Here is a 1192-nt window from a genome sequence, read left to right on the forward strand (position 1 = left end):
ATCGTAAAGGATCGAAGATGCGACTCAGCGCAGTCGTGAATATCAGCGCCTCCAACCTCGACAATCGTCTGTACGGACAGAAGCGCATGGACGACGCCGAAGCCAGCCGTTTCACCGAACGTCTTGGGTTGCCAACTGCCTGGCTGGACGTTCCCCGTTCAGTCACGGACATCCCGGGGTCGGTGTCGGCTCTGCTTGATCCAGATCCGCGGTCGGGTCGATCTGCATCTGATCAGCAGGAATTGTCAGCCGCGAAAAAGCCGGCAGCGGCGGTGGAAAAAAAGTCTACCGGCAAGAACGCGAAAACCGCGAGCCATCGACGCGCCCATCCGCCCGAGACAGATCATCCGATTGTCGCTGCCGGAACGAAGGCAGTTGTGGAGCAACCGGATCCGGTGCTTCCGTCCGCCGCCGAGCCGGACGTTCGGCAAGCTGTTGACAGCGATGTCCCGTCGTCCGCCTCTCAGCCGCAGCCTGCGCTGGCCCCCGTCACAGAGGTCATCACGGAGCCGCGTCGTTCTGCTCCCGTGACGAGCCTGGACGATCTGATCGGTATTGAGCCGATAGCCGAGGCGCTGATCAAGACGCTCGCGGGTAAGGCACGCACCGGACGCCTGGACGAAATGAAAGCGTTGGAGCTCCTGCAACAGATCGTGTCGCTCTGACCAGAATTGACAGCGGTCGCTGACCCACGCAGTCGGCATGCACGTGTGCTGCACGGCCTTGACTGCGTTCGCATCCCGGAAACGCTCACCGGCAGGTGTCCAGAAACGGTGGCGAGACCCGGCCGGCTGACCGGCGCAACCTTTGCAAACAGCGGACGAACCGTGCCGAGGACTCCATCTGCGGACTGCTCGGCCCCAACGCGGTTTGGCAGATAGTTTTTTACGCGGGCGAACCGGCACGTCGGCGCAGCAGGCGCGCAGAATGGCCGGCTCATCGGCATCCGGACGGTAACGGAGTGAGGGTCGCTGAAGGTGCTGAGGTCAGCCCCCGTTCTCATGAGCGCCAGTTTGCCGAGAAAATACCGCTATCGAGATAAGAAAACTTGAACTAACCCGCTGACGCGGGAGGAGGCGTTTGGCCAGCGCATCGACTCCGGGATCATCCGTAGGGCACATCCGTTCGAGTGGGACGATGACAGTGCAGTTTGCTGTCGTGACCATTCAGAGCGGAGTCCACCATGACACCC

Annotated in this window: 1 pseudogene; it reads left to right on the forward strand. The window is 61.7% G+C overall.

Annotation, left to right across the window (positions count from 1 at the left end):
- Positions 1–665: pseudogene (locus tag P0D89_RS53155) on the forward strand (hypothetical protein); the annotation flags it as partial.
- Positions 666–1192 lie beyond the last annotated feature (527 nt).

This window comes from Paraburkholderia sp. RL18-085-BIA-A (assembly GCF_046027075.1).
GTDB lineage: Bacteria > Pseudomonadota > Gammaproteobacteria > Burkholderiales > Burkholderiaceae > Paraburkholderia.